Genomic DNA, 3,367 nt, shown 5'->3' with positions numbered 1-3,367 from the left:
GAGGGAGGTGACTCTGTTTCCTCTTTATACTGCATTTAAATAGATCGATTATTTAATCTGTTTGGTATCACTACACAAGCCACGCCGTTGGCAAAAAAAACACCAAGCGGGTGGGCTTGGTGTTTATCTGTCACTCATGTAGGCATAAGGCTGTGGTGTTAATCAGGTAAGGCCTGTACTTGGCAGCCACCCAGCACCAGCTGAGTAATTTGCTGAGCTGCCAGTTCAAAGTCATGATCGTCTAACTCTTCTTTGCCCAGTGTCATAGTAATTTGCCAATTAAAGTCGGCATAAGTTTGTGTTGATGCCCAAATAGCAAAAAGCAGATGCTGGGCATCGACGGCTTCAAGTAATCCTTGATTCATCCAATCGTTAAGTTTGGCACTTAAGGTACGAGTTTGTTCACTGAGACGCTCAATAATATCCTGGGGAAGGTGCGGGGCTCCGTGCATAATTTCGCTGGCAAACACTTTAGAAGCATAAGGATAGTGCTTTGAAATCATTAACTTAGACTTTATGTAAGCGGTAAGTGCCAACACGGGATCTTGATGCTGAATAAAGGGATCTGACGCCGCTAATAAAGGCTCTGTAATACTTTCTAATACAGCGCGATACAGCTTTTCTTTGCTACCAAAATAGTAGTAAATATTTGGTTTGGGCAATTCAGCCAGTTGTGCTATTGCGGCAGTCTTAGTGGCAGCGTAACCGTGTTCAGCAAAAACACGACTCGCAGCGCGTATAATTACTTCTTCGTTTTTTGCTCGTATCCGAGACATAGTCGTTTAAGCTCCAAACCATCATATAAGGCGTTTCTTAGTTCACCCTACCCCAATTTGACTAAAAAATTGAGCAAAAAACATAAAAAAAGCGCTCATCATGGTGAACGCTAATATAAACATGGCTGTTATTGTTCAAGCACAATACGATTTAGAGCCACCAACAAAGCCTGCTAACGACTTAGCTACAGTCTGCAACCAACTCAGCCAATTTGACACCCGCCACAGCGCAGGCTTCATCAACATCAGGTAGATCGCCACTTATCCCCACGGCACCCAATATGTTGTTTTCAGCATCACGGATCAGTACACCACCGGGAGCGGGAATAATGTGGCCATCAGACATAACGTTAACCGCAGACATAAACGCCGGACGCGCTTCAGCTACATCGGCTAAGCCACGAGAGCTGCGACCTAAAGCAACCGCACCCCATGCTTTACCTTTAGCAATATCGGGGCGCAATAGAGTGGCACCGTCTTGGCGTTGAAGTGAAATCAAGTGACCAGCATTGTCTAATACAGCCACAGTAAGAGGGGCAGCAGACACTTCTGCAGCATGGTCAAATGCGCCACGCGTAATAGTTAATGCTTGTTCAAGTTTAATAGTGCTCATATTCTGGACTCCCTGTCGGCAGTAACAATAGACGTTAATTGAGCACTAATAAAACATAAAACACACACAATGTTAAGGACTTTTGTGCGCACCTTACGTAAAGGTAATAGATTGACCACCCCATTGTCTGTGATCAAAAGCACATTTTACGTGCTAAAATGCAAAAATCATTTGCTGATAGCTTGGCATACCACTACGACCAAAAAAGTCGCAAGACGATTGGTATGATTATTGCATAATTAGAACCCAGTCAGAGCAGCACATCAGGTTAGCTAGAAAGACTGCCACCATTAAGTGCGATGAGCTGTGTGCTTATACTATCACTCTATCTATAATATCAATTTCACTGTATATACGAGCATAAGAGTGTTTTGCTCCACCGGCCTTCGGAGATAAATATGCTAGATTTACGGCACATATCCACCTTTAACCGCTTTATGTGTTGGTTATTACTCAGCTGCACTATAGTAAGCTTGCTACCGGGTAGCTTATTCACCGGCTCTTTTGGTGAATGGTTATATAGTTATCGTCTGCTATTTGTACTTGGCATGGTCGCCTCTGGCGCTTATTTTGTTTCTCATGCTGCGATAATGTTATTTCAACACTTGTTTTCTCGTAAGCAACGCATGATGCAAGAAAAGCTATTAAAAGAGTTACTCGATTACTTAGATGCCAATGAGAAGTCGGTATTACGTGAGTTTGTGATCCAACGCAAAAGCGTCATAAAATTGCCAGTGACAGAGCCTGCCGTCAAAAACTTACTAGAGCAAGGGATACTCACCTATGCCTTTGGTGAGCCTGGCGAGGCGGGATTAAATGCCATTAAGCCACTGATGATCAGTATAGAAGCGCGTCCGTTATTAACATTTAAGGTGCTAGGCCTAAACCCTAATAACATGACTGAAGAACAAAAAGACCTGATCATGAACACTCGCCCCCGCTATGCCTACAAGCAACTAGACCGTCATTAGCTCAGAAAGCAGTGCCAGAAGCCGCTGTTCATCAAGACGGGGACACTGCCAAAGAATAACAATGTGAGCGGTTTATTTTTAAGGTAGATGTCATATCTTAAAGCGTTGTAATGTGGCCGCTTTTATAAACTAAAAAGCCCCTAAATGGGGCTAAGTAAACGGATGCGGATGGTATTAAAATATCAATTCGTGTTCTAGCTGGTTACGCCACTTCATAGTAAACGGCGGTTTTGGCTGTCTCTTCAGCAAGAATTGACATAGCAACAGGCACGCATTTACCGCACTGTGTTCCCACTGCCAGTTCTTTCTTTAACCGTTTAAACTCACTACCACCGTCTTTTATCGCGGCGCGTAGCTGACTGTCAGTAATACCTTTGCATAAGCATACATACATGTGATAACCCTCCGCATTCGATAGAGTGAATCTAAATGATATTGGTTATCAATGCAAGGGTTATTACTTAAAACTTTAGTCTCGCGCACAGCCCCACTCGTTTACTGCCTAAACTCTGAATCTAGCATTGGGGCCAGCTTGGATAAGTCGTAGCCTGCAGCCGTTGTCTGTTGCAAAAGCTGCTCGCTGGGCACCTTTGCTGCCTGAGATAAAGCCCACAGAGTAATAGAACGCGTTCCTGTGCGGCAGAAAGCCAAAACGGGCTCGTCAGTTGCGCTCACCAGCTGTTTAAACTCACTCACATTAGCGCTGGTAAACTGCCCTGGCGTAATGGGCAACCAATACCAGTTCAACCCTAAGCTACGCGCTTGCTCGGCCAGTGCAGCAGCGCTAGGCTGCTCTGAGGCTTCACCATCAGGGCGGTTACAGATAACAGTGCCAAATCCGGCATTTTTAAGCGCGACTAAGTCATCACCAGTCACTTGATCAGCGACCGAAAAATCAGCAGTAACAGATTTTATTTCCATATTATACCTCTATAAAAACGACTTATGGGTTACGCCTCACGCCTCACGCCTCACGCCTCACGCCTCACGCCTCACGCCTCACGCCT

Annotated in this window: 5 protein-coding genes; 1 reads left to right on the top strand and 4 read right to left on the bottom strand. The window is 44.8% G+C overall.

Features of this window, described 5'->3' with window-relative positions; translation table 11 throughout:
• Positions 1-158 precede the first annotated feature (158 nt).
• Both ACTHY5_RS11635 and ACTHY5_RS11630 read right to left on the bottom strand, forming a co-directional pair.
• Entirely contained in the window at positions 159-776 is a 618-nt protein-coding gene (locus tag ACTHY5_RS11635) for a TetR/AcrR family transcriptional regulator (RefSeq protein ID WP_441879861.1), read from the bottom strand.
• 181 nt (positions 777-957) lie between these two features.
• Positions 958-1,389: a GlcG/HbpS family heme-binding protein gene (locus ACTHY5_RS11630; RefSeq protein ID WP_441879858.1), complete on the bottom strand. Its 432-nt coding sequence runs from the start codon at positions 1,387-1,389 to the stop codon at positions 958-960.
• Between the two features lie 398 nt (positions 1,390-1,787).
• Here ACTHY5_RS11630 and ACTHY5_RS11625 point away from each other — a divergent pair, with 398 nt between their 5' ends.
• On the top strand, positions 1,788-2,360 hold the full coding sequence (locus tag ACTHY5_RS11625) for a superinfection exclusion B family protein (RefSeq protein WP_441879855.1): 573 nt from the start codon (positions 1,788-1,790) through the stop codon (positions 2,358-2,360).
• Positions 2,361-2,562: 202 nt separating this feature from the next.
• Here ACTHY5_RS11625 and ACTHY5_RS11620 read toward each other — a convergent pair whose 3' ends face one another.
• Both ACTHY5_RS11620 and ACTHY5_RS11615 read right to left on the bottom strand, forming a co-directional pair.
• Complete coding sequence (locus ACTHY5_RS11620) at positions 2,563-2,754, bottom strand: bacterioferritin-associated ferredoxin (protein ID WP_441879852.1); 192 nt, start codon at positions 2,752-2,754, stop codon at positions 2,563-2,565.
• A 101-nt stretch (positions 2,755-2,855) separates the two neighbouring features.
• The gene (locus ACTHY5_RS11615; protein WP_441879849.1) at positions 2,856-3,281 is read right to left on the bottom strand and encodes a TIGR01244 family sulfur transferase; all 426 of its coding nucleotides are present in this window, start codon (positions 3,279-3,281) and stop codon (positions 2,856-2,858) included.
• Between the last annotated feature and the right edge of the window lie 86 nt (positions 3,282-3,367).

Source organism: Oceanisphaera sp., from assembly GCF_052084945.1.
In the GTDB taxonomy this organism is placed as follows: Bacteria; Pseudomonadota; Gammaproteobacteria; order Enterobacterales; family Aeromonadaceae; genus Oceanimonas.
This window is presented reverse-complemented; position numbering and strand designations above follow the sequence as displayed.

Excerpts from the sequence above, each read along its gene's own strand:
- ACTHY5_RS11635 (WP_441879861.1), bottom strand. The coding sequence starts at position 776 with ATGTCTCGGATACGAGCAAAAAACGAAGAAGTAATTATACGCGCTGCG.
- ACTHY5_RS11630 (WP_441879858.1), bottom strand. The coding sequence starts at position 1,389 with ATGAGCACTATTAAACTTGAACAAGCATTAACTATTACGCGTGGCGCA.
- ACTHY5_RS11625 (WP_441879855.1), top strand. The coding sequence starts at position 1,788 with ATGCTAGATTTACGGCACATATCCACCTTTAACCGCTTTATGTGTTGG.
- ACTHY5_RS11620 (WP_441879852.1), bottom strand. The coding sequence starts at position 2,754 with ATGTATGTATGCTTATGCAAAGGTATTACTGACAGTCAGCTACGCGCC.
- ACTHY5_RS11615 (WP_441879849.1), bottom strand. The coding sequence starts at position 3,281 with ATGGAAATAAAATCTGTTACTGCTGATTTTTCGGTCGCTGATCAAGTG.